Source organism: Burkholderia pseudomultivorans (assembly GCF_902499075.1).
GTDB lineage: Bacteria > Pseudomonadota > Gammaproteobacteria > Burkholderiales > Burkholderiaceae > Burkholderia > Burkholderia pseudomultivorans.
In genome coordinates this window covers 66,807-90,794 of the sequence record NZ_CABVPP010000021.1, presented here as the reverse complement: position 1 = coordinate 90,794, position 23,988 = coordinate 66,807, and the positions used below count along the sequence as shown (strand labels likewise).

Here is a 23,988-nt window from a genome sequence, read left to right as displayed (position 1 = left end):
CGGTCTCCTCACGCGGCGATGGCCACACCGTACGCGCGCACGAGGCGCGCCACGCCTTCCCGGATCGCGTCGACGTCCGGCGCGGCGAACGACAGACGCAGCGACGCATCGTCGACGTTGTCCGCGAAGAACGCGTTGCCGGGCACGAATACGATCTTGTTCGCGATCGCCTGCTGCAGCAGCACCGCCGACGACACCGTGCCGATCCGCGCCCACACGAACATCCCGCCTTCCGGGCGATGGAACGCAATCGCATCGCCGAGACCGTCGCGCAGCGCATCGCACATCGCGTCGCACTTGCGCTTGTACGCGGCCGTGATGCGCGGCAGGTGGCGCTCGAGCGCGCCGTCGGCCAGATATTCGGCAGCGGTCGCCTGCGTCCACGGCGTGCTGCACAGATCGACCGTCTGCTTCGCGATCACGCAGCGCCGCGCGATCTCGGCCGGCGCGATCGTCCAGCCGACGCGCAGCCCCGGCGCGACGATCTTCGACAGGCTCGCGAAATGCACGATCCAGTCGCGCGCGCCGTCCACTTCGTCGGCCAGCGCGAGCATCGACGGCACGGCTTCGCCCGCGAAGCGCAGATCGCCGTACGGATCGTCCTCGACGATCAGGAAGCGGTATTGCACCGCGAGACGCAGCAGCTTCACGCGGCGTTCTCGCGTAAGCGTGGCGCCGGTCGGGTTCGCGAAGGTCGGCACCGTGTACAGCAGCTTCGGCTGCACGATCGAACCCGACGCGAGCAGTGCTTCGAGACGGTCGACGTCGAGGCCCGCGCCGTCGACCGGAATCGTCGCGATGCGCGCCTGTTGTAGACGCATCGCCTGCAAGGTGGCCGGATAGGCCGGCTGTTCGGTCAGCACGACGTCGCCCGGCGACACCATCACGCGCAGCAGCAGGTCGAGGCCCTGCTGCGAGCCGGTCGTGACGAGCAGTTCGGCCGGCGTGCACGCGACGCCGCGACGCGCCATCAGCGCGATCAGTTGCTGCTTCAGTTCGGCAAGGCCGTCGGTCGGGCCGTACTGCAGGCAGCGGACCGGCTGCGCATACGCGCGCGCGGCTGCGGCGTCCAGGCCGTCGACGTCGAACAGATCGCTGGCCGGATAACCGCCGGCGAAGGAAATCATGCCGGGCTCTGCGAGGTACTTGAACAACTCGCGAATCGGCGAGCCGGCGGGGTTCTGGAATGAGGGCGTGAACGCGTACATGTCGTCGTGTGCTGGATGGCGAGGGGCCAGGTTGCCGACCGTCGTCGCGTATCGACGCAACGGCGGTGAATTCGAGCCACGATTGTCGACAGTCGTTAAAGCTGCGGCAAACGATATCTATGCACTAGGTCTTGCGGTTTGGTCATTAACCGGGGGAAGAGGTAGAGCGGTTTCGACCCGCCGTTGCGGCCTTTACGAGCACGCCGCGAGGTCTGCTCTTGCTTGCCGGATCGCCTCGTCGAACGCCGACAGGTCGAATTTCATCGTCACGCGCTTCGGCAGGAGATAAAGATCCGTGACGAGCTCGACTTTCATCCGATCGTCTCCGTCTTCCTTGTCGATCACGCACAATCGCTGGCTGCGGAAGGCGATCGCGTCGAGTACTCGGTGATGGCGCGCTCGCATTTTTGCCGCCATCGACTGCCTTCACAGTAAACCGAAAACCGATCGAATCGCCGCTCGACGCGCCTTATGGCCTCACCACCTACTCAGCCGGTTTCAAAACGAACAGCACATAGCCGCGCGCCGCCATCACGCGTCCCCACGCACGCTTGCTAACCTCGACATAGTTCGGCACCTCCCGACTGAACGCCGCGGACCGCTCGACACACGCCGTATCGCCGACGCGGCACACCAGCAGCACGCCCTGCTGCCGTACCTCATCCGCGGTCAACCACGGCGTCGTCCGGGGGCGCTCCATATCCCAATAGCGCGTCCGTCGATTGCCATAGAAGAGAACGGACTGTGCCTCGTGGACGGTACCGGTCACGACCGGAATCTCGCCACCGACGGCTGTTCGCCAGAGCAGACGCGCCGCCATCGCGAGTTCCTTGCGCGGTTCGGCTGCGTCGTCTGTCCCACGCAACACGGCGTTGAACCCGACCGCTGCCGTCGCCACCAGCACGATCGCCCAATAGGCTGCCATCAGGCGACGCGCGCGCTCCGGCTCGACGTTGATTTCGGCCTCGCGCAGCACCGCCAGCCACATCGGCACGATCGCAAACCAGGCGGCCATTCCCCACACCGATGCCATTTGCGTGCCGGTTGCGACGGCCACCCCGCCCGTGACGATGAGCGGACCGAACGTCAGCCACCAAAGGTCGGGATACCTTGACGGCCTGACATTACTGTCGATCATCGTTCTCACCGCTCGCCAACGCGATCGGCCTGCGAGCAAAACGACGAATCCGAACGACAGGCACAGATAGGCGATCTGCGCGAGCGTATAGACGCCGAATCGCTCGACCGCCGCCCACCGCGCGCCGCCCATCCGACCTTCCGCGTAGGAGAATGTCTCGAACCGGTCGGTCACGAGCCACGCGATATGCGGACCCAGCACGGCCGCTCCGGCTGCGACGGCGATGAGCGCGGGCCAGCTCCACAGTCGAGCACGCCACGCGGGCCGCGCGAGGGCCGCCGTCAATAACGCGGTCAGCAACACGACCGAAAAATACTTCCCGAGCAGCGAGAGCGCGCCGAACACACCGAGCGCAAGCGCGAACCGCCGTCGTCCCGTCTGCATGAACCGGACGAAAAAATAGGCCGTCCACGGCCAGAGCGACAACAGGATCGCGTTCGCATTGAACTTGACCGCGAGCGTCGAATAAAGCGGCGACACGGCCATCGCCAGCCCCGCGACGACGGCGATCCGGCGCGGCACGAACTGCCCGGCAAGCGCTACGATGCCGAGCAGACCGATCAATACGTTGACCGACGACAGCGCGAAATAGGCAAGGTCCGTATTGGGAAAAATGCGAAACCACGCGGCCGTCACCCATGCGAACAGCGGCGGATGCTTGAAGTAGCCGGCCTGCCATTCGATACCCCACGCGTAGTTCTCGATCATGTCGCCCTGCATGTCGAGATTGCCGCGCGACAACCATGCGGCGACAGTCCACACGACAGCATTGATCGGTAAAAGCGCGAGCAACGGCAGCGGCTCGCGGGTAGTGACTTGTGCCATGAGAATCGAGTGGAAATGGAAGCGGGCGACGACGGTTGGAAATTCACCGCCTGCGAATTCGAAACGTCCAGAGCGAGTTGGCCGTATAGGTCGTCACCAGCACGACGCCAGTCGACATGCATTGAGCAGCCAACCACGGCCATCGACCGCGGTACGAGAGAAGCCACATGAGCACGCCATTGACGGCAATCCCGAGAGCAGCCACGGGGAAGAAGCGCAGCGCGGTTGCGCAATGCGAGCCGACCGCCCGAAACGTCACGTGATAATTGAGCAGGTAATTCACGCCGGCCCCCGCGATGGCGCCCGTGCACGATGCGACGACGACGTCGCACGCCCGCAGCGAAACCAGCATGGCCGTCGTTCCGTACTGCATCGCGGTTCCGATTGCGCCGACCGACGCATAGCGCACGAATCGGCGGGTTTCCGGTCCGATCATGCGCCGTCCTTGCGGTGAATTTCGCGCACGATGTAAACCGGACGGCGCTTCGTCTCCATATAGATGCGGCCGACGTACTCGCCGATAATCCCGATGCCGACCAGTTGCATGCCGCCGAGAAACAGCACGGCCGTGATAAGCGACGCATAGCCGGGCACGCTGATTCCGTGAATCAGCGTGCGCGCGGCGAGATAGCCCGAATAGACGATCGCACCGCCCGCGGTCGCGCCGCCGATGTAAGTCCATACCCTGAGTGGCAGCGTGCCGAAGCTGGTCAGCCCTTCCAGCGCGAAATTCCACAGCTTCCAGCCCGAGAATTTCGAATGGCCGGCCACGCGCGGACGGCGCACATAATCGACCGACGTGACCCGAAAGCCGACCCAGGAAAACAATCCCTTCATGAAGCGACGGTTCTCCGGCATTCGCCTCAGCGCATCGACGACGCGTCTCGACATCAGTCTGAAGTCGCCTGCATTATCTGGAATCGGCGTATCGGAAATCGCATTGTGGACGCGATAAAACAGCGCTGCGGTACGGCGCTTGAGCCAGGAATCCGAATGACGATCCGAGCGCGTTGCGAGCACGACGTCGAAACCTTCACGCCACCGCTCGACCAGCATCGGAATCACGTCGGGCGGATCCTGCAAATCCGCATCGAACGGAATCACGACATCGCCGGTCGCGACGTCGAGCCCGGCCGTCAAGGCCGCCTCCTTGCCGAAATTTCGGGAAAGGTCGACAACCTGTATGCGCGCATCGGCTTCGCAAAATTCGAGCAGTCGCGCCAAGGTTGCATCGGTGCTGCCGTCGTTGACGCAAACGACCTCGTAATCGGTGTCGGGAATACCGTTCAGCGTCGCCCTGATTTCGCGAAAGAACGCGTCGATCGCATCTTCCTCGTTGTAGAACGGCGTGACGATCGACAAGATCGGGCGAGCGTGCCGAACGTCGATCGTATCGGCAGATGAAGACAATCTAGCACCGCAGGCCTTATGCATTTTTCGTAGATGCGGTGCAGCCGCGGATTTTTACCGTGTCCATTATCTTCGCGCTTCGATTCAAGGCGACACCCTCGATTTCAAGAATGAAAAACCGCAGCCGATACCTCAGCATTCGCCCTCGGTTGCGCGACGGCACGATCGGAGATGGCATTTATTCGGACTTCAAACGACTTCGTCGGCGAGCAAAAAATAATCCAGCGAGCATACTGATTTCATGACCAACTTGAAATCGGACGATTACGAAAAATGTGCTCTGATTCATTGATCCAGTCCGATCCGGTCGTCGAGCTTCGCCAGATCGACGGTGTTTTCCGGTTCGGTGATGACTGGTTATAGGTGGGGGACGCAGACGGTATCGCGTCTGCCACGCCAACGTGATGGCGCGCCGCAGCTCGGCTGCATTCATGTACACACGAACGGCCGTTGCGCCGCCGTTGACGACCGCCGATCGGCGCGCAAAAAAAAGCCCGACAAAACCGTCGGGCCAATCGGTGAGACACAAGGAGAACCCCACCCGCCACACCGGGTGGGACACGCCGCGCTACACGACGTTCTTTTCGACGATCGGCCGGTTTTCCAGCACCCGCGCCCAGCCGAGCGACGACAGATCGAGCGTTTCATAACGCCCGCCGAGAATCAGCTCGCTCACTCCGCGCCCGGTGGCCGGCCCTTGCTGCAGTCCGTGCCCGCTGTACCCGTTCGCGAACACGACGTTGTCGAGTTCCGGGTGATACCCGATGATCGCGTTGTGATCGAACACGTTGTACTCGTAATACCCCGACCAGCAGTTCTCGACCCGCAGCGCCTCGAACTCCGGCACGCGATGCGCGAGCGTCGGCCAGATCACCTCGTCGAACAGGTCGTGATCGACTTCGTCGAGCGGCAGATCGTCCGGATCCTTGTCCGGGCTCGGCGACGTCCCGCAGATATAGGTGCGCCCTTCCGGCCGGAAATACACGCCCGTCGGATCGATCAGCAACGGACAGTCGGCGAGCCGCGCCGGCGACGACACGTTGAAAATGCTCCGCCGCCGCGCATAAACGGGAATCTCGATTCCCATCTTCGCCGACAGCCCGCGCGCCCACGCACCGGCCGCATTGACGAGCGTGCCGCACGCATGGCGTTCGCCGTCGTCCGTCACGACGTGCGTAACCTTGCGCCCGTCCCGCACGACATCCGTCACGTCGGAAGCCACGTAACGCGCGCCCAGCGCCTGCGCCTTCTTGCGCAGCGCCTGCACGAGCCCGTACCCGTCGAACCAGCCCTCGCCCGTCACGCCATACGCGCCCGCAACGAGATCCTCGACGTTCAGCCAAGGAAACTTCTCGCGCAGCGCCTCCGCATCCATCAAGCGGATATCCGCGCCAAGCCGCGTCTGCAGCGCATGATTCTCGCGCAGCGTCGCCTCGCCCGCCGGCGTCGCGAGAAACAGATAGCCGCCTTCGTGCAGATCGATCGACGGCCGATTCCCGTCGACTTCAAGTCGCTCGCCGAGCGTGCGCAGGAACTCGATCCCGAACAACGACATCTCGATCGACAGCGGCGTCGAGAACTGCTGCCGGATCGACGCAGCCGACAACGCCGACGACGATTTCGCATACGTGGGGTCGCGTTCGATGACGGTCACGGATACCGTCGGATCCTTGGCGCGCAGAAAATAGGCGATCGAGCTGCCGATCACACCACCGCCGACGATGACGACTTGAGAACTCACGACTGACTCCAGTTGCACGTAAAAGGCGCAGCCGTCCGGCCGCGCCCGTAATTTGTCCGCACCGCGTCGCACGCGACGCCGCGCCGGCGCAAGGCGATCGCGATCGACCGCTCACGTATTTCAGCATGTCCGGCCGCGCCGCGAAAGCCTCCGCGCGTTCGCGTTCAATCCGCCGATTGGGTCGTGACGGGCTGCCACGCGGCGTTCTTCACTTCATACAGCGTCGAGCTCGGATTCTTCAGGTCGCCGGTGCCGGTGAACGCGATCGTGCCGGTGATTCCGTCGTAGCGCGTGCTCTTCAGCGCGCCGTTGAAATCGGCCGGCTTCGTCGAATTGGCCTTCTGCATCGCATTGATCGCGATCCACGTCGCGTCGTACGCGAACGGCGCATACGCGAGCATGTCGACGCCGTACTTCTGCTTGAATTTCGTCTCGAACAGCTTGCCCTTCGCCAAACGCGACAGCGGCTGCCCGTACTCCCACACGGCCGCGCCTTCCGCCGCGCTGCCCGCGAGCTTGATGAAGTTCGCGTTCATCACGCCGCCGCCCGCGAGGAACTGCGCGCGGATGCCGAGCTGGCGCATGCGCTTCACGAGCATCGCGGATTGCGCATCGAGACCGCCGAAGAACACCAGGTCGGCGTTCACGCTCTTGATCTTCGTGAGCTGCGCGCTGAAGTCGACCGCCTTGTCGTTGGTGAATTCGCGCGCGACGATCGTGCCGCCGTTCGCCTTCACGGCCTTTTCGAATTCGTCGGCCTCGCCCTGGCCGAACGCGGTGCGATCGTCGATGATCGCGATGCGCTTCGCCTTCGTCACGGTCGCCGCGTAGGCGCCCGCGTTGCCGGCGTTCTGCGTGTCGGTCGCGATCACGCGGTAGACGGTGCCGAGCCCCGCGCGCGTGATGTCCGGATTGGTCGCCGACGGCGTGATCATCGGAATGCCGGCCTTCGCGTAGATCTTCGACGCGGGCAGCGTCGTGCCCGAATTGAAATGGCCGATCACGACCGCGACCTGCCCGTCCGTCAGCTGTTGCGCGGCCTGTACGCCGATCCGCGGATCGCTCTGGTCGTCCTGCGACGTCACGACGAACTTCACCGGCTTGCCGCCGATCGTCGTGCGCGCGGCGTTCGCCTCGTCGACGGCCATTCGCACGCCGTTCTCGATGTCCTTGCCGTATGCGGCGCCGCCGCCCGTCAGCGGCACGGCCACGCCGACCTTCACCACCGTTTCCTGCGCATGCGCCGGGCCGGTCTGGAACGCGAGGATCGCGGCGGTCAGCGCAAGGCCGGAAAGCGAGCGGAGTCGGAACGTCATCGGGGCAGTCCTTTTCTTCGGTGGGTCGATGGACGACGCGCAGCCGGGGCGCGTCGGCGCAACCTCCCGCGCGTCGGCGAATCGCCGGGTTCCGTCTCGGGGGAACCTTTCACCGCGAACGAGGTGAAAGGATTGTGGGTAGCCAATACCCGCGCAGCAAACGAAATATCGGAACTATGTTGTGAGGAATTGTCATCAAGTTCCGGTACGCGGATCGATCGGAAGGCGTGCGACGGCGAGCCGCGAGCGGCAAGCGTCGTGTGCGATCGGCGCCCGCATTCGCCGGGGCTGAGCCGATGAGGTCATGCCGGCGCGGCATCAAGCCGGCCGCCGCCGCTCCGATCGCGTCAATGCCGCTCCGTATTGCGCCGCGCCGCGTCCGCCGCTTCGCCGGCCTTCTCCTGGAGCCTGCCGGCCTCCTGTTCGGCGACGCCTTCCGCTTCCGTCCTGCGGTCGCCCGTGACCTTGCCGAGCGCTTCCTTGACCGAACCCTTCACCTGTTTGCGCTTGCCTTCGATGCGATTCCTGTCCATGGTCGTCTCCTGCTGTATTCGACACAGAGCCGACGATCACGGCGGCCGCGCGCCGCGCCGTCGAATGGACAGGATCGCAAACGGCCGCCGTGCGCGGCAGATGCGGATGCACCAGCGCGCATGATGCATCCGCACCGTCGATCCGCGAACGCGGGAGCGCGCCGGACCTACTCCTTGTCCCGCTTCGCCGCCTTGTCGCCGCGCGCGCCGTTCGCATCGGCCGCGCCGACGATGCCGCGCTCGCGCGCCCAGACGATCGCCTCGCCGCGACTGTGCACGTCGAGCTTCGCGTAGATCGTCGCGACGTGATTGCGCACCGTGTTCGGCGCCAGCCCGAGGCGGCCGGCGATCTCCTTGTCCGCGAGGCCGTGACACAGCAGGTCGAACACGTCGCGCTCGCGCGCGGTCAGGTCCGACAACTGCGCGCCCGCGTCCGGCGCATTCGCGCGCCGCACGTTCGCGAGCTTCTCGATCAGCGTGCGGCTGAACCACGACGCATCCTGCATCGCGGTTTCGATCGCATACACGAGTTCCATCTCGGTGCGCTTGCGATCGCTGATGTCGAGCAGCGCGACCAGCAGGCAGTCCTGCCCGTGAATCGCGACGGGATCGGCCGACACCAGGCAGTCGCGCACGTCGCCATCCAGCGTGCGGATCCGCACGTCCGCGTTGCGCACGTTGCCGTCGCGCGCGAGCTGGGCCTCGAGCCGCTGACGCGCGCCGTGTTCGGCCCACAGTCCGATCTCGTCCGTCGACTTGCCGAGCACGTCGGCCTGCGCATGCCCCGTCATGCCGACGAACGCGTCGTTGACGTCGAGCAGTTCGAACCGGTCCGCAGTGACGATCGCGGTCGCGACCGGCGCCATCCGGAACGCCTTCGCGAAGCGCTCCTCGCTCTGGCGCAGCGCGCGCTCGGCCTGCTTGCGCGGCTCGAGATCCATGAACGTGAACAGCATGCACGGCTCGTCGTTCATGTCGATCGGCTGTCCCGCGACGACCACCGCCTTCGTGCCGCCGCCCGCGACCTTCAGCACAGCCTCCATCTGCGGGATCGTCGCGCCTTCGCCGAGCCGCTCGATCGCAAGTTCGCGCTGCTCGGCGTGTTCGAGCACGTCGAGTTCGTACACCGAGCGGCCGAGCACGTCGTCGCGCGCATGGCCCGTCATGTCGAGAAAGCCCTGGTTGACCTTCACGTAGCGCAGGTCGTCGAGCCGGCAGATCACGGCCGGCGCCGGATTCGCGCTGAAGGTGCGCTCGAAGCGCTGCTCGGCGCTCGCCCATTCGGTTGCGTCGTGCAGCACGAGCGCGAGGCAGTCGGGCTCGCCGGCCGCGTTCGTCAGCACGAGGCTGCGGATCCGGTGCACCCATGTCACGTTCTCGTCGGCGGCCGATTCGACTTCGACCGTCACGTCGCTGAATTCCTCGCCGGCGATCACGCGATCCATCGGATAGTGTCCGTCGCGCACCAGATGGTTGTTCCGGTAGCGCAGCCGAAACCGCTCGCGATAGTCGGTGACGTCCGCGCCGAGCGCCTTCAGCTCGGTCACGCCGTGCATCGCGAGCGCGGCCTCGTTTGCCCACACGATTCGCTGGTCGGGCTCGATCAGGATCACGCCCTCGGTCAGCCCGGCGATGATCTGGTGCAGCTGGCGCCGATCGGTATGCGATTTCAACGCCTGTTCGTTTACGGGTTCGTCCATCGAAGGGTTCCACGTCGTCAGCAAGGTCGTCGCACCAGTCGCCTGCCGTACCGGCAGGCGCCATGCGCACCGACACGCGCCGCCCGGCGCGTGTGGCGATGATCGCGTGCTGCGCGTCCGCACGGCAGACGCGAATGCACTACCCGCCATAGTACATTCGCACCGCGCGTCGCCTATGTGCGCCAGCCCGCTGCGGTGCGACGCGCGCGTACGGACGCCGTATCGCTTCCGCCGTGCGCCGAGCGCACACGTGCACGCCCCGCCGCACCGCTTCGCTCCTCCGGTGCGAATGCACTAGTCGATCAGGTGAATTTGCGCGATGCCGCGCCCCGCCTGCCCCGGTACGCTGGACTTGCATCGGCGCTCATGCGCTGCCATCCCGAACCGCACAGGAGAAGCAACGATGAAGCTGCACCAGACACCCGATCCGACGCGGCCCGAACCGCATCCGGACAACCCGCCGGAGCCGGCGCCCGGCACGGATCCGCCGGTCCCGCTGCCGCCCGACCCGCCGCGCCCGGACGTGCCGCCGCGCGAACCCGGCTACGACACGCCGATCGTGAAGTGACGCACACGGTCGCATTCATTCATCACGCCAACCGACGGAGGAATCGATATGAACAAGACCCCGCATCTTTCGACGCTGCTCGCCGTCAGCGCGGCCTTTCTGCTCGGCGTCGCGCCCATCGCGAACGTCCATGCGCAGGCCTCGTCCGGCGACGGCACGGCGGCCGAATCGAGCCAGCCCGTCACCGATACGTGGATCACCACCAAGGTGAAGAGCGAACTCGCGACCACCGATGGGCTGAAGAGTCTCGACATCGGCGTGAAGACGATCGACGGCGTCGTCACGCTCACTGGCGTGCTGCCGAGCAAGATCGCCGTGAAGAAGGCCGTCGCGGTGACGCGCGCGATCAAGGGCGTGAAGCACGTCGACGCATCCGGCCTGAAGGCAAAGGCCTGACCACGCTGCGCGGCGAGCCGCCGCGCTTTTTCCTGACCTGAACCAAGGAGCACACGATGAACGAGGACAAGATCAAGGGCCAATGGAAGCAGCTCTCGGGCAAGCTGAAGGCCAAGTGGGGCAAGCTGACCGACGACGATCTCAAGGTAGCCGACGGCAATCGCGAGTATCTGGCCGGCAAGATCCAGGAGCGTTACGGGATCGCCCGCGACGAGGCCGAGAAGCAGCTGAAGGAATTCGATCGCGAGCTGTAACGCGATGACGCAACTCGCCGCGACGCCGCCGGCGTCGCGGCTTTCCCTGTCAGGACGACGAGATGGGCAAATATCTGATCGCGTGGTTGCTGGGCGTGCCCCTCGGGGTGCTGGTGCTGTTCTATCTGATCACGCACCTGTTCTGAATGCGCGATGCGCACCGCGATGGCGCGCGCCGAACGGCGCGCGTTTTGCGTTTACTTCGCGTTCGCCGTCATCTTGAAGATGCCCTGCGCATTGCCGGCATCGAAGCGCAGATCGGTCACCCAGCGGCGCTGCGCCTGGTCGAACGTGCGCTTGCGCGTGATGAACTCGTAGAACGAGCCCGGCACGTTGCGCTTCACGATGCCGCCGTCGCGCGTGCGGAACTCGCGCTCGACGGTATCGGCGCGGTAAGCGGTCTGGAATACGCGGCCCGAACGCGAGCGCTCGACTTCCGGCTTCATCGGCCGGCCCTTCGCCTTCTCGTCGTCGGACAGCGCGAACACGTCGGCGACGCGGTCGGTCGCGTGGTTGAACGCGTTGCCTTCGGTGGCGATCCACGCCATCTCGGCGGACTCGAGCAGCAGCGTTTCGTAGTCGAGTTCGTTCGGCACGTCGTGCTGACGCGCGAAGGCGCCGACGATCCCGGGCAGCAGTTGATGGGCGGCCTCGAGCGACAGCCAGCCTTCGCGCTCGACTTCCCACAGCAGCGCAACGGCCGCCGGCGACAGCGGATCGCGCGACGAGCTCACGACGTTCGTCACGGCCTGCTGGAATTCCTTCGAGAAACGTTCCGGATGCAGCTCGCTGACGAAGAACTGCGCGATCTCGTCCGGGGCATCTTCATGCGCGTACGCGCGGCCCGTCATCCCGAGCTTGTCGAGCGGATAGCGGCCGTTCAGGCGGAAGCCGAGCGGACGCAGGATCCGCGTGAACGCGGCCTCGCCCGGCGGCAGCGCGCCCGTGTGCGGCCAGCGCACCGTGCGCAGCGCGCCGTGATCGAAATAGACGGAGCCGCCCTTTTCGATCGCATCGGCCGTATACGCGCGGCCGTTCGCCGAACGCTCGAGCAGCCCTTCGAACAGCGCCATGTTCATCGCCTGCGCGATCTCCGCGCGCGTCACGACGCCGGGTTCCCACTCGTCGAGAATGGAAGGCATGTTCAGGGTCGCGAACAGGGCGTCGGTTTTCGCCTGTCCCAGCAGCTTCGTCAGCAAGCTGTCGATATTCGGGTTGCGCATCGGAATCTCTCGTGTCGAGGACGGCCGGCAAAGCGTGCCGGCAAACTTGTCGGCCGGCCGCCCGCGGGCGCCCAGCCTTGCACGGGATGCATTATTCAAAGGCTTGCAGCCGGGCGTAAAGCGAGATTAAATTGACACGTGATGAGTTTTTGGAATTATCCGCGGTCTGTCGCCGGCCGTCGCGGCCCGCCCCATCGTCCGACTTATCGAACATCATGCGTAAATTCAAGATCCCCAACATGGGCGCGCTCGTCGCGTTCGAAGCCGCCGCGCGCCACGAAAGTTTCACGCATGCAGCGAAGGAACTGTTCCTGACCGAAAGCGCAGTATCGCGGCAGATCGCAACGCTCGAATCGAGCCTCGGCGTGCGGCTGTTCGCGCGCGTCAAGCAGCGCGTCGTGCTGACGCGCGCCGGCAAGCTGTACGGCACGCAGGTGCGACGCGCGCTCGAAGCGCTCGACCGCGACACGCTGTCGATCATCGCGCACGGCAGCGGCGGCGGCTATCTGGAACTCGCGGTGCTGCCGACCTTCGCATCGCACTGGCTGATCCCGCGCATCAAGAGCTTCTACGATCGCACGCCCGACGTGCGTGTGAACATGGGCAGCCGTACCGACCTGTTCTCGTTCGAGGACACGCACTTCGAAGCGGCGATTCACTACGGCAAGCCGACCTGGCCCGGCACGTCGTCCGACTACCTGTTCGGCGAGGAAGTGGTGCCGATCTGCTCGCCCGCGCTGCTCGACGGCCCGGTGGAGCGCGTCGAGGATCTGCTCGCCTATCCGCTGCTGCACTCGACGACGCGCCCCGGCGCGTGGGCGCAATGGTTCGAGACGCACGGCGTCGAGGACATCCGCACGATGCAGGGCGTGCGCTACGAGCTGCATACGATGCTGATCAGCGCGGCCGCGGCCGGGCTCGGCATCGCGCTGGTGCCGAAGTTCTTCGTCGAGGAGCAGTTGCAGCAACTCGGGCTGGTCGTCCCGTGCGACGCGGCGACGGTCGGCGATTCGGCGTACTACCTCGTGTATCCGACGGAGTTCAGCCATAGCAAGCCGCTGGAGTTGTTTCGCGCGTGGCTGCTTGAACAGGCGAGCGCGTATGCGGCGCCGGGGGGCGATACGGTGGCGGTGGACGCCGATGTGGAGGATGACGAGGACGTCGAGTAGCGGGGAGCGTGTGCGATAGCAGGCTGGTCGGCGGAAGCGCGGAACACGTTGCTTTTACGCCTGTTGCTTTGCAATCGGCGATCTTTGTGCACAGGAGGACACAAGATATCTCGCCATGCGTGCAACTCGGCATGAAGACGGTCGCGCAAATCGGGAGTCGGGCGACCGGCGGAATCCGCTTAGCGCAACAACGTGCCGGTCGAACACGGATAAGGAAGCATCGCCGGCAGCGAGCGAGACGCCCCTGTCCGGCGCGCGCCGGGCCGGGCAACCCCGACCCGGCGCTCCGGGCAGCCGACCTCGCTTCGGCAGCGCGGCGGCATTTCTTCGTTCACTTCGTAGGCTCTCTCAGGTTCCCTGCATTTTTTACTTCGCCGCGCTGCGCCATTATCCGCTCAAACCGGTCATTGTGAAACGTTTGCGCAAGCGAAAAACGCCGTATACACGCTATTCGGACACAATTTAACAATTGCCTTTCAACTCCGGCGTTCGCGTGGGGTAGATCTTGCATTCGACTCGGCGTTCCTTTTTAATGGAACTGGTTCCATTCCTTGTTTCGGCCATGCCGTCGCGTGACGCGCCGTCGTCTGCGCGTCATCATGCTGATTCAGGATCGAGGACCCGCCAGCTCAGGATTCCGTATCGCCCGTCCGTTCCCGGACACCCCGTCAAGCGAGACCGTCATGCCCGATTCCGCCTCCCTGCAGCAACTGTTTCCCGCCGTCCAGGACATCCCCGCCGAATACCGGCTGAACTCGCCGATCCACCAGCGCGTGTCGCTCGTCGACGGCGAACTGCGACCGTGGGACGGCGCGACCAAGACCGTGCTGTCGCCCGTCTGCGTGCGGCAGCCGGACGGCAGCGTCGAACAGGTCGAGATCGGCAGCTATCCGGTGATGGGCGAAACGGAAAGCGACGCGGCGCTCGACGCCGCGGTGCGCGCCTACGATTCGGGTCGCGGCGAATGGCCGACGATGAAGGTCGAGCAGCGCATCGCGTGCATGCAGGACTTCATCAAGCGGATGGTCGCGCAGCGCGAACTCGTCGTGAATCTGATCATGTGGGAGATCGGCAAGAGTCTCGCCGACTCGCAGAAGGAGTTCGACCGCACCGTCACGTACATGACGCAGACGATCGACGCGCTGAAGGAGCTCGACAACGCGAATTCGCGCTTCGTGATCGCGGAAGGCACGATCGGCCAGATCCGTCGCACGCCGCTCGGCGTCGTGCTGTGCATGGGCCCGTACAACTATCCGCTGAACGAAACCTTCGCGACGCTGATTCCGGCGCTGCTGATGGGCAACACCGTCGTGTTCAAGCCGCCGCAGTACGGCACGCTGCTGTTCGAGCCGCTGCTCGAGGCGTTCCGCGACGCGTTCCCGAAGGGCGTGATCAACACGATCTACGCACCGGGTGCGGTGGTCGTGCCGCACATGCTCGCGTCGGGCAAGATCAACGTGCTCGCGCTGATCGGGTCGAGCAAGGTCGCCGATCACCTGAAGAAGCAGCATCCGAAGTCGCACCGGTTGCGCGCGATCCTCGGCCTCGATGCGAAGAACGCGGCGATCGTGCTGCCCGACGCCGATCTCGATCTCACCGTGAAGGAATGCCTGCTCGGCGCGCTGTCGTTCAACGGCCAGCGCTGTACCGCGCTGAAGATGCTGCTCGTGCATCGCTCGATCGTCGACGAGTTCCTGAAGCGCTTCACCGCCGAACTCGCGAAGATGAAGGTCGGCATGCCGTGGGAGAAAGGCGTCGCGATCACGCCGCTGCCCGGCATGCACCGCACCGCGTACATGACGGACGCGATCGACGATGCGAAGGCGAAGGGCGCGCAGGTCGTCAACGATTCGGGCGGCGTGTTCTGCAAGACGCTGTTCTATCCGGCCGTCGTGTATCCGGTGTCGGAGGGGATGAAGCTGTATCGCGAGGAACAGTTCGGGCCGATCATTCCGGTCGCGCCGTTCGACGACGTCGAAACCGCGCTCGACTACGTGACGACGTCGGATCACGGCCAGCAGGTCAGCATCTTCGGTTCGGACCCGGCGCAGATCGGCGCGCTCGTCGATCCGCTCGTGAACCAGGTGTGCCGCGTGAACATCAACTGCCAGTGCCAGCGCGGCCCCGACGTGTTCCCGTTCGCCGGACGCAAGGATTCGGCGGAAGGCACGCTGTCGGTGAGCGATGCGCTGCGCGCGTTCTCGATCCGCTCGATGGTCGCGGCGAAACAGACGGACAGCAGCAAGCAGCTGCTCGACACGATCGTGTCGGATCACTACTCGAAGTTCGTGAATACGGGGTTTATTTTCTGACGCGGATGCGGATGCGGCCGGTTTGAGAAAATCCGCTGTGCGCGAGAGTGCAGCGGATTTTTTTCGTCCTTGCCGGCGGCTGGGTCAGATCAGCGTCGGGGACGAGGCCGCGGCCGAGCGGCACGGAATCGTTGCTTGCGGCCCCCGTCGCGCTTCGCTCAGGCGCCGCCACCGCGATACGCGCGTGGATCACCGCCGCCTGACGCGCGACGCACCGCCTTACACGTTCGACGCCAGCAGCCGGATGCCCGCCACCCCGAACACGACGGCGAGACACGCTTCCATCGCCCGGCGGCAGCGCACGTACAGCCGGCGTGCGCGATCCATCGAGAACACCAGCGCATAGCCGCCGAACACCGCGCATCCGATCACGACGCAACCCGGCACGACGGCGCCGTGCGACGCGCCCGCGCCATTCGACGACAGCGCGACGATCGACACCCAGACGAGGATCGCTTTCGGATTGGTGAGATGCAGCATCGCGCCGCGGGCATAGAAGCGCGCCAGCCTCGGCTCGCTCGCCACGTTACCCGCCGACGACGAAGCCGGCGCCGCCATTGCGGTGCGCGCGGACTTGAAGGCGAGCCACAGCAGATACAGCCCGCCGAACAGCTTGATCGCGACGAGCAGCTTCGACCATGCGAGCAGCGCCGCCGACACGCCGAGCGTGGCGATCGTCGCCCAGCACATCGATCCCGATATCACGCCGAGCGCGAACGCCAGCGCTGCCTTCCGGCCATGATGCGCGGCGACCGACATGATCGCGAGATTGCTCGGCCCGGGGCTGGCCGTACCGACGAAATAAGCCGTATAGGCCAGCAGCAGATTGGCCGTGAAGAAGGTGTGATTGGTCATGGCGGATCCCGGGACGCGATGCGGAAATTGTTCGCCGATGCGCGCCGCCTGCCCATGGACAATTGCGCGCCGATCCGCTGGGCCAGTTGCGCGCAAAGAACGGCATGCGCCGCACGATCCGTCGCGCCGACCGCATGTCCCGGTCCCGGTCTCGGTTATGAAACACCCGGCGCACGCGCAGCGGCATGCCGCGATCCCGCGAATGTCGTCCCGCACTGCGGCGCCACACCGCGCAAACCCGTTACCGGCGCAGACGGCGCATGCCGGACGCGTGCCGGGCAGGCGCTCGCCGGCCGTCAGCACGAAGCCCGACGACGGGTTTCATGCACGCGTTACGTTACATCCCTGAAGCATTTCGCATCTGCGCCGCGTGTCGGCCGGCCCACATCCGCCACAACACGCATAGGAATGCACGCCTCGATTTCCGCTGCCAGCCCGCGCCGGCGGCCCTGTGCGACCGACCCGCCGCGCCGGCCCGTCATTGCGCGGGCATTGCGGCGCGGCGCTGGTACGGAACCTGCATCCGTTTCCGGTGACAGCCGCGCCGCCGGTCGGCGCGGCCCCGAGCCCATCGCCGGGCGCGTCGCCGCACGCGCCCGATCGATCCGTGCAAGCAACGAGGCCATTCATGGATGCGCTGCCCAACTCGTCCGAGACGTCGTTCCAGCTCTTTCTCGCGAAACTGCTCGAACAGCCGCTGCCCGACTGGACCGAAAAACAGCAGATGGAACTCGAGATGGCGCGCAGCTTGTCCACCGAGATGGTTCGCCTGGCGGAAGCCATGCGCGGCACCACGGATCTCGCGCGCTGCCTCGTGCTGCTCCGCTATGCGAAGGTGCTCGACTTCATCCTGACGTCGCTCGCCGCGCGCCGAGACATTCATCCGCAGACGCTGCGCACGCTGTTCCGGCTCGCGAACCTGAAGGTCGACGATGCGTATCCGGTGTGAGCCGGCATCGCGCATCGTCGAGCGGCCGTTGCCGATACACGGACATGGCCGCTAACATCGCCGCATGAGCGTCAAGACCCGCAAGTCCCGACTCGCCGGCGAACTGGGCGTTTTCGTCCAGCGATACGGGCGCAAGGCGCAGAAACAGCTCGACCCGAACGATCGCCGCTACGACCACGACGTCGAGCGGGCGATGCGGCGGCTGTCGCCGGCCGCTCTTTCCGACCTGCTGTCCGGCGATGTGGAAGACGACGCGCCGGACGAATCGCCCCGCCCGGCGCGCGACGAATGAGCGGCGAAGCGACCGCCTTACTGGTGCTTATCGCGCCACCCGCCGCGCCATCCATTTCCGATACCGCCTGCTCTGGCACTGCGCGGCAAGCTGCTGCGACACCAGCGCACGCAGCGGCGATACCGACGGATTCGTCCGCCGGCCTTCGCTGAGCCGCCCGAGCTGAAACTTCACCACGGCCATGTTCGCCAGTGCGCCCAGCGCCTTGTTCTTCCAGCGGATCGGCTGCAGCAGCGGCACGCTGTCCTTGCCCGCCTGCCAGTCGCGCGGCAGGTTCGGATCGATCGACAACGCGGTCGCGATACCGACCATCGCAATGCCGCTGTCGACCACCTGCTCGGCCACCGCGCGACGCCGAATACCGCCGGTGACCATCAGCGGCATCTGCGCGACCGCCGCGATGTCGCGCGCGAATTCGAGGAAGTACGCTTCGCGGGCGAGTGTGCGGCCGTCGCGCGCCTGCCCCTGCATCGCCGGCGCCTCGTAGCTGCCGCCCGACAGTTCGACCAGATCGACGCCGAGCGGATTGAGCAGTTCGACCACGCGCTTCGCGTCGTCCGCGCTGAAGCCGCCGCGCTGGAAATCGGCCGAATTGAGCTTGACCGCGACGACGAACCCCGGCGACACCGCCGCACGCACGGCCCGCACGATGTCGAGCAGCAGGCGCGCGCGATGCTCGATGCTGCCGCCCCACGCGTCCTGCCGGCGATTCGTCAGCGGCGACAGGAACTGGCTCAGCAGATAGCCGTGCGCCGCGTGGATCTGCACGCCGGTGAAACCGCTGCGCTCCGCCAGCCGCGCGCTGCGAACGAAGCGCTGCTGCACGTCGTCGATGTCGGCCGCCGTCATCTCCTTCGGCACCGGGAACTGCTTCGACAGCGAGCCGAGATCGAGCGGCACCGCCGACGGCGCAAGCGTCGTCTGGCCGAGCGCCGCGGGCATCTGCCGCCCCGGATGGTTGAGCTGCATCCATACGTGCGCGCCGCCCGAGCGCGCGACCTGCGCCCAGCGGCTGAAGCGTTCGAGATGCGCGTCGTTCTCGAGCACGACGCCGTTCGGCCCCGTCATCGCGCGGCCGTCCACCATCACGTTGCCGGTCAGGATCAGCCCGACCCGGCCGTCGGCCCACGCCTGGTACAGGCGCAGCAACGCGTCGGACGGCGCGTGATCCGCGTCGGCCATGTTTTCTTCCATCGCAGCCTTGGCCAGCCGGTTCGGAATCACCGCGCCGTTAGGCAGCGTCAGGGGTGCGAACAGTTTCATGAGTGCGTCCTCGATTGACTGATGCCCGACGATAACTTTAAAGTTCACTTCAAGGTCAAGTCCTTTGGAGCACGGCATGAAGATCGGTGAACTGGCGCGCGCCAGCGGCCTCGCGGCGTCGCGCATCCGCTTCTACGAAGCGAGCGGCCTGCTGGAGCCGGCCAGGCGGCAGGCGAACGGGTATCGGGAATACGGGTCGGAAGCGTTGACACGGCTGGCGATCATCGATCGCGCGCAGCGCGCGGGGTTCACGCTCGACGAGATTCGCGCGGTGCTGCCGCCCGATCTCGGCGCATGGCCGCGCGACGAGCTGCTGGACGCGCTACGGCACAAGATCGACGAGATTGCGTCGCTCGAACGGCGTCTCGCGCAAAACCGGCAGCATCTGCAGACGCTGGTCGACACGATCGAAACCAAACCGGCCGGCGAGGATTGCGCGGGTGCGGCACAGCGCATGCTCGACCGGATGTGCGCGGAAGCCGACGAGCCGGAAGTGGCTGCCGCGGCCGTGCGGCCTGCACGGCCGCTTGGGGCGGTACGGAAGCGGGCTTGAGCCTGGGAGCGGGCTGGACGGATTTCCGGGGATGGCTCGCGCTTGGCAGCCGGAGCGGTCTTCCGATCCCCTCGCAGCCGGCCAATCCGGCGACGTTTCTGCCAGCCAGCGCTCCAGCGCTATACCTCGCTCAGCGCGTGCCACTCGAGGCGCATCGAACGCCGCCGGCGTGCTTGCCGCGAATGGCGATTGCGAAATCAACCGTCCGAATTCTGCAAATCTTCGGACGCCTCGCTCGACACGAATTCAACGACGCTCGGTAATCGGACCTTCGGCGTCTACGGCTCCGACGGCAGCAGCGGCGCCGCCGACGGTGACCGGGCCCTGCGCTTCCAGATCGCCGTGTACGATCAGCGGACCATGCACGGTAAGCGGGCCGTGAAACTTGTTGTCTCCCTGACGTCTGCGTATGGCAGGGTCGTCGGGAGAAATGCGGTCGATACGGGCGGCAGTGATCGGGCCGCGGGCGTGAATGTCGCCGGCCACCGTCAGCGAGCCGTCGACCGTCACCGGCCCAAGGACGACGAGCGAGCCGTCGATGCTGAGCGGTCCGGTGACAACGGGCTCGGCATAGGCCGATGTGTGCAAGATCGAGCATGCCAGCAGAACCGCGCCCGCCATGACGCCCTCTGTCAGCCTCGATGTCATGCTCGTTACGAGCGTCGGATTGAAACGCTTCACGTGTCCTCCTCGTGATCGGCGCGACTTGCGCCAGCGTCAACGGTCTGCTGATTTGCGACGATCGGCTGCCGCTCGCGCAGCTTCCTGCGGTATTTCAGTCTAGTCGGGGAGGTCGCGAAGACAAGCGGCGTTGGCCGATGATTCGGCGGGCGTGATTGGGGGCTGAACGGCGGATTGAGCGTCTGCGGATGTCCGGGAGGAATAGCAGGTGCTGGCCGGCTACTGCCGAACATGATCGGCAGCCGCCCCGAAGCAGTCCTTCGTAGCACGAATAACCGGACGGCGGCTCCCGACAGCTGAGCGGACAACTCGCGGTCAATCATCAGGGCCAATATCTCTCCAGTCTTCCGGCATAACAATCTTGGCGTCGATGTTGGCGTGTTCTTTCAACAGATACAGCAGGTTACTGCCTGCCAGTAATTCAATAGGTTTGCCGTTAGCGAACTCAAAGGCCGCTTTGCCGTAACCACTCGTCGCGACCAGGATGCCTTTTGACGCACCTTCGTTCTGCATGGTGCCGAACAGATCACGCACGGCGCTGACCCCGACGGTATTCTTGTACCGCTTGGCTTGGATCACCACTTTGCCGCCGAAGATCGGACGAGGATCGAAGGCTACGCAATCCACGCCACCGTCCCGAGATGCCTGCGTCTGGCGAGACTCCAGCCCCATGGTCGTGAACAGGTTGGTAATCAGCGACTCGAATTCGCCCGGTGTCAGGTCCATCAGGTTAGGCCTCTGATCGAGCGTGGCGAGGACATCGCCCTCCTGAACAAAGCGCGGATCAGTCATGTTCAGTTCGAGCACGGGACGCACCGGCGCCAATTCGGCGGCGCTCTTCGAGACCGACGCGTTCAGCGACTTCAGGCAGGCAAGCGGTTCGACATTTGCCAAGTCCATGTCGTGAAATATCTCGCGCGTTGTCCGAACCGTGATGATGCAGGGCCGGATAGGCCGACCATTGCCTCTGTCGATAGAGTCCACATATCCATTGAACACGACCGTTTCCACGTACGCGGGCGTGTCAGACGCAAAAATTTCGTACAACGACCGCAACGTCGTTTGGGCAACGACGTCGGCGTACATCGCGCGCCGCTGACTCTCGGGTCGAGTTGATTCCGTAAAAGAGTCCGTGGCTTTGACGTATCTGACAGATTTCACCGCCGGAACAATTTCGTCGTATTCCGGTAGATCGTAGGCCACAATCAGCTGTTTCGACTCGGCCTGATATTCAGCGCTGGCTGTCACCGGAAACCCGTCGGGATAAGGGCTGCTTTCCAGAACCGTTGCAAAGTAAGAGGCAATTGCGTTCGAGTCTCCTGCACGAAACGCCGCCTCAAGCTGTTCGACTTGCTGGTTGTGTTCGTCCGCTTCACGTTTAGCTTGCTCCACAACACGCTCATGGGCGTCGCGGCGCTTCTTTACTTCAGCCTCGCGCATTGCATTTCGGGACACACGGGCCTGGGCCTCGACATCAAAGCGTTGTCGCGCCAACGACTCTTCTTTCGCATGCTTTTTCCTCACCCACGGCAACAGATTCGCCATGCCGTTGGGTTTTTCTGGAGCGTAGTCATCCCAACGAGGAGGATCTTCGATGAGCGAGAAATTTCCCAGGTCCAGAGGTTTGTAGGTTGGCTTGGTCCGCAGCTTCGCGAAATCTAGGACTGGATTGCGTCGAATACCGTCAGTCAGGATTTTCCTAAGTACTTGCACCTGCTCCTCAAGCTCCTGGTTCTGACTTTGCGCGTCTTCCATTTGCGATTCGACGTGAAGCCGCTTGTTTTCCTTCTCGTCGGCAATCAAAGCGCGCTGATAGGCCTTTTCGGCACGCTCAGCCTCTCTGATCGCGCGGATTTGCGCGCGTCGTTCGCTCTCATAGGCGCGCTGCGACGCTCGGGCAGAACGCTCCATCTCACGAGAAATACGGTTCAAGGTACTCACAAATCCCCGGCGTGCCATGCGGCCTCCTACAGTGCTTTTAGTGTCGATCCCGATCATACCGAGGATACGAGACTCGATGGCAACCTCCCGGCGTATTTCGTCAGAGAAAAGTTCTGCATGCGTCGTTGAGCCGCGCGACGATTCGAGCATTTGAAATTCGAGATATCGAAGCCTGACTGCGAGCCACCGAAACGAGGACTCAAGGAGTCGCGATGAGAGCGCGATAAGGGTCCTGGACTACCTCGGCATGTGCCCGCGGACATTCGTGCGCCAAAGCGGAGTCAGGTGCGAGCCGGATTCGGTGAAGGACCGTTTACAGAGCGAACTTGTCGTTGCAATTGTCTGATCGACGCATTCCACGAAGGTCTATTCATGGCCGACTACCGTCAGTCGTTGACAGCAACGGCGTCCGCCGCTTTCAAAGGCAGAGCAGCCATGCAAGCACCGCCTCTGCGTTCGAGCCGCAGCGGATATCCCGCTGCACACAGGCAGTTCGAATCACACCGACGCCGCCGAGCGAATCAAGCCGAATCGCAGGCCAACTCACCTCCCCAGCCTCCCGAACCTCTGCTCGACATACGCCGGAATATTTTCCGGCGTAACGACGACCACCGACGAAGATGCACCCACAGCCGAGGCCGGCAAAAGCCTGTGGAAATGCATCACATGGTGACAGGCAGTCCTCAGATCCAGGCGAAGATCATGATGCAGGACAGCGCTGAGTTTGCCGGCGCGAAGCAGCTGCACGTTGTCTCGGTCCAGGTCATGTCCAATGAAACATTCCGGCAGCTGTCCTACCGACTCCAGCGCGCGAAGTATCGCAGCGTTGCCCCCGCCCATCGAATAGACCGCCACGATTTTCTTCCTGCGGCCCACGGCCCGTTTCACGTGCTCCTCGGTTTGCACGTCAAGGCCGTGACCGCCGCTGGCATCAACCAGTTTCAGCTTTGGATAGCGCCGCTGTAATGCTTCACGAAAGCTGATTGCCCTGTCTTCTTCACCTCTGAAACGTTCGTTGCTCATCGTCACGAGCACATCACCTTCCCGGCGGGGCAGCCATTGACCGATGAGGTAGGCGGCGGTCGCGCCCGCCATTCGATTGTCGAGACCGGCATAAGCCGCGCGCGGCGACTGCGGAATGTCCGTGAACAGCGTGACAACCGGGATGCCTCGCTGCTGCAAATCGTCAACGGCATCGGCGATTTCCGAAACGTCTCGCGCCTTCAGGAATACGCCGTGACTGCCTCTGCGGCCGATCGCGGCAAGCGCGTCGACGACTTCGGCCGTCGCCATGGTGTCCTGCATCAGGAAGCGCGGCCGGAATACCGCGGGCCGAAGGCCCGGCAACTCCGACATCAATGCTTCACGTATCTCGTCGGAAAACCTTCGCGGTGCCTCGACCACCACATCGACGACCAGCTTGCGTCCACTGATCGCCCGCTGGAACTGCTGCTCCTCCAGTTCCTTTATCGCATGCCGGACACGCTGACGCGTGTGCTCGCGGACATGTGGCCTGCCGTTCAGCACGCGATCCACGGTGGCTAATCCCAGGCCCGCCTGCAGAGCGATTTCCTTCATGAGAAAGCGATGCGCCACGATGAGTCGCCCCGTCTTGAAGTGTTTTTGATGTGTTTATCGTAACGCAAGCGTCCGCCGCAGGG

At 64.6% G+C, this 23,988-nt stretch carries 23 protein-coding genes; 8 read left to right on the top strand and 15 right to left on the bottom strand.

From position 1 onward, the window contains the following. Positions 1-8: 8 nt before the first annotated feature. The 9 genes from BST28156_RS16330 to BST28156_RS16295 all read right to left on the bottom strand — a co-directional run bounded on the left by BST28156_RS16330 (position 9) and on the right by BST28156_RS16295 (position 9,871). On the bottom strand, positions 9-1,208 hold the full coding sequence (locus BST28156_RS16330; protein WP_174902750.1) for an aminotransferase-like domain-containing protein: 1,200 nt from the start codon (positions 1,206-1,208) through the stop codon (positions 9-11). A gap of 192 nt (positions 1,209-1,400) precedes the next feature. After that, complete coding sequence (locus tag BST28156_RS35000; RefSeq protein WP_302478022.1) at positions 1,401-1,523, bottom strand: hypothetical protein; 123 nt, start codon at positions 1,521-1,523, stop codon at positions 1,401-1,403. Between the two features lie 169 nt (positions 1,524-1,692). After that, positions 1,693-3,171 carry a glycosyltransferase family 39 protein gene (locus tag BST28156_RS16325; protein WP_174902749.1) on the bottom strand — a complete coding sequence of 493 codons (1,479 nt, stop codon included), beginning with the start codon at positions 3,169-3,171 and terminating at the stop codon, positions 1,693-1,695. A 43-nt stretch (positions 3,172-3,214) separates the two neighbouring features. After that, positions 3,215-3,607 carry a GtrA family protein gene (locus BST28156_RS16320; protein ID WP_174902748.1) on the bottom strand — a complete coding sequence of 131 codons (393 nt, stop codon included), beginning with the start codon at positions 3,605-3,607 and terminating at the stop codon, positions 3,215-3,217. After that, a complete protein-coding gene (locus tag BST28156_RS16315) occupies positions 3,604-4,605 on the bottom strand; it encodes a glycosyltransferase family 2 protein (protein ID WP_174902747.1) in 1,002 nt (333 codons plus the stop codon). Before BST28156_RS16315 ends, BST28156_RS16320 begins: the two co-directional genes overlap by 4 nt. Before the next feature lie 544 nt (positions 4,606-5,149). Continuing rightward, a complete protein-coding gene (locus BST28156_RS16310; RefSeq protein WP_174902746.1) occupies positions 5,150-6,322 on the bottom strand; it encodes an NAD(P)/FAD-dependent oxidoreductase in 1,173 nt (390 codons plus the stop codon). 164 nt (positions 6,323-6,486) lie between these two features. Next, the gene (locus BST28156_RS16305; protein ID WP_060247647.1) at positions 6,487-7,638 is read right to left on the bottom strand and encodes a branched-chain amino acid ABC transporter substrate-binding protein; all 1,152 of its coding nucleotides are present in this window, start codon (positions 7,636-7,638) and stop codon (positions 6,487-6,489) included. A 347-nt stretch (positions 7,639-7,985) separates the two neighbouring features. Continuing rightward, on the bottom strand, positions 7,986-8,171 hold the full coding sequence (locus BST28156_RS16300; RefSeq protein WP_060247644.1) for a CsbD family protein: 186 nt from the start codon (positions 8,169-8,171) through the stop codon (positions 7,986-7,988). A gap of 167 nt (positions 8,172-8,338) precedes the next feature. Beyond that, on the bottom strand, positions 8,339-9,871 hold the full coding sequence (locus BST28156_RS16295) for a PAS domain S-box protein (RefSeq protein ID WP_174902745.1): 1,533 nt from the start codon (positions 9,869-9,871) through the stop codon (positions 8,339-8,341). 403 nt (positions 9,872-10,274) lie between these two features. Here BST28156_RS16295 and BST28156_RS16290 point away from each other — a divergent pair, with 403 nt between their 5' ends. From BST28156_RS16290 to BST28156_RS16280, 3 genes are read left to right on the top strand one after another with little or no spacing between them, the layout of a single operon-like run. Next, the gene (locus tag BST28156_RS16290; RefSeq protein ID WP_174902744.1) at positions 10,275-10,439 is read left to right on the top strand and encodes a hypothetical protein; all 165 of its coding nucleotides are present in this window, start codon (positions 10,275-10,277) and stop codon (positions 10,437-10,439) included. Between the two features lie 48 nt (positions 10,440-10,487). Beyond that, on the top strand, positions 10,488-10,835 hold the full coding sequence (locus BST28156_RS16285) for a BON domain-containing protein (protein ID WP_060247640.1): 348 nt from the start codon (positions 10,488-10,490) through the stop codon (positions 10,833-10,835). A 56-nt stretch (positions 10,836-10,891) separates the two neighbouring features. Further along, complete coding sequence (locus BST28156_RS16280) at positions 10,892-11,089, top strand: CsbD family protein (protein ID WP_009694074.1); 198 nt, start codon at positions 10,892-10,894, stop codon at positions 11,087-11,089. A 197-nt stretch (positions 11,090-11,286) separates the two neighbouring features. On the opposite strand, the gene BST28156_RS16275 is transcribed toward BST28156_RS16280, so the two are convergent. Next, positions 11,287-12,312 (bottom strand): DUF1338 domain-containing protein, encoded by a 1,026-nt coding sequence (locus BST28156_RS16275; protein ID WP_174902743.1) that lies wholly within the window; start codon positions 12,310-12,312, stop codon positions 11,287-11,289. Positions 12,313-12,527: 215 nt separating this feature from the next. On the opposite strand from BST28156_RS16275, the gene BST28156_RS16270 reads away from it, so the two are divergent. Both BST28156_RS16270 and BST28156_RS16265 read left to right on the top strand, forming a co-directional pair. Next, positions 12,528-13,481, top strand: a complete 954-nt coding sequence (locus BST28156_RS16270; RefSeq protein WP_060247636.1) for a LysR family transcriptional regulator — start codon at positions 12,528-12,530, stop codon at positions 13,479-13,481. A gap of 683 nt (positions 13,482-14,164) precedes the next feature. Further along, positions 14,165-15,793: an NADP-dependent glyceraldehyde-3-phosphate dehydrogenase gene (locus BST28156_RS16265; RefSeq protein ID WP_174902742.1), complete on the top strand. Its 1,629-nt coding sequence runs from the start codon at positions 14,165-14,167 to the stop codon at positions 15,791-15,793. Between the two features lie 219 nt (positions 15,794-16,012). Here the strand turns inward: BST28156_RS16265 and BST28156_RS16260 are convergent, their stop codons facing one another. After that, entirely contained in the window at positions 16,013-16,648 is a 636-nt protein-coding gene (locus BST28156_RS16260; protein WP_174902741.1) for a LysE family translocator, read from the bottom strand. 628 nt (positions 16,649-17,276) lie between these two features. Here BST28156_RS16260 and BST28156_RS16255 point away from each other — a divergent pair. Together BST28156_RS16255 and BST28156_RS16250 are read left to right on the top strand one after the other, a co-directional pair. Next, a complete protein-coding gene (locus BST28156_RS16255) occupies positions 17,277-17,597 on the top strand; it encodes a hypothetical protein (protein ID WP_059515960.1) in 321 nt (106 codons plus the stop codon). Between the two features lie 64 nt (positions 17,598-17,661). Further along, positions 17,662-17,889: a hypothetical protein gene (locus BST28156_RS16250; RefSeq protein ID WP_059515962.1), complete on the top strand. Its 228-nt coding sequence runs from the start codon at positions 17,662-17,664 to the stop codon at positions 17,887-17,889. A gap of 27 nt (positions 17,890-17,916) precedes the next feature. Here BST28156_RS16250 and BST28156_RS16245 read toward each other — a convergent pair whose 3' ends face one another. After that, complete coding sequence (locus BST28156_RS16245; RefSeq protein ID WP_060247628.1) at positions 17,917-19,152, bottom strand: NADH:flavin oxidoreductase/NADH oxidase family protein; 1,236 nt, start codon at positions 19,150-19,152, stop codon at positions 17,917-17,919. Positions 19,153-19,228: 76 nt separating this feature from the next. Here BST28156_RS16245 and BST28156_RS16240 point away from each other — a divergent pair, with 76 nt between their 5' ends. Beyond that, entirely contained in the window at positions 19,229-19,705 is a 477-nt protein-coding gene (locus tag BST28156_RS16240) for a MerR family transcriptional regulator (protein ID WP_174902740.1), read from the top strand. A gap of 246 nt (positions 19,706-19,951) precedes the next feature. Here the strand turns inward: BST28156_RS16240 and BST28156_RS16235 are convergent, their stop codons facing one another. The 3 genes from BST28156_RS16235 to BST28156_RS16225 form a co-directional block, all read right to left on the bottom strand. Further along, positions 19,952-20,386, bottom strand: coding sequence for a hypothetical protein (locus BST28156_RS16235; protein WP_174902739.1), 435 nt, complete (start codon positions 20,384-20,386; stop codon positions 19,952-19,954). Between the two features lie 315 nt (positions 20,387-20,701). Further along, entirely contained in the window at positions 20,702-22,477 is a 1,776-nt protein-coding gene (locus tag BST28156_RS16230) for a restriction endonuclease (protein WP_174902738.1), read from the bottom strand. A gap of 393 nt (positions 22,478-22,870) precedes the next feature. Then, positions 22,871-23,905 (bottom strand): LacI family DNA-binding transcriptional regulator, encoded by a 1,035-nt coding sequence (locus BST28156_RS16225; RefSeq protein WP_367651231.1) that lies wholly within the window; start codon positions 23,903-23,905, stop codon positions 22,871-22,873. Between the last annotated feature and the right edge of the window lie 83 nt (positions 23,906-23,988).